This is a genomic window from Desulfonatronum sp. SC1, assembly GCF_003046795.1.
Lineage (GTDB): Bacteria > Desulfobacterota > Desulfovibrionia > Desulfovibrionales > Desulfonatronaceae > Desulfonatronum.
Genome location: NZ_PZKN01000213.1, coordinates 1 through 405, shown reverse-complemented (window position 1 = coordinate 405; position 405 = coordinate 1). Strand labels below are relative to the sequence as shown.

Genomic DNA, 405 nt, shown 5'->3' with positions numbered 1-405 from the left:
GTGAATGGCAAAGTGGTTATCAAAGGCCAGGTTCCCTCAAAAGACGAACTGAAAAAGCAGATTGAAGATGCCGCAAACGCTTAGTAAAACTGAATTTGATGCAGATGTACTGGAGCTGGCTCAATTGACCAAGGCCATGAGCCATCCTGTGCGTATTTTCATCCTGAAGAAACTGGCACACATGAACGCCTGTTGTTACAGTGGCGATTTGGTGGAGGAGTTGCCTATCGGACGCTCTACACTTTCGCAACACCTAAAGGAGTTGAAGTATGCCGGTTTGATTCAGGGCGAGGTGGAGCCCCCTTTTATCAAATATTGTATCAACCATGATAACTGGGAAAAGGCTAAAAAACTGATGGCGGATTTTCTAAAGTGAATTAAGTAACAATTTCAATACGATTATCC

1 protein-coding gene is annotated in these 405 nt (G+C 43.7%); it reads left to right on the top strand.

Features of this window, described 5'->3' with window-relative positions; all coding sequences use genetic code 11:
* Positions 1 to 67: 67 nt before the first annotated feature.
* A complete protein-coding gene (locus C6366_RS19000) occupies positions 68 to 376 on the top strand; it encodes a helix-turn-helix transcriptional regulator (RefSeq protein WP_107740661.1) in 309 nt (102 codons plus the stop codon).
* Positions 377 to 405 lie beyond the last annotated feature (29 nt).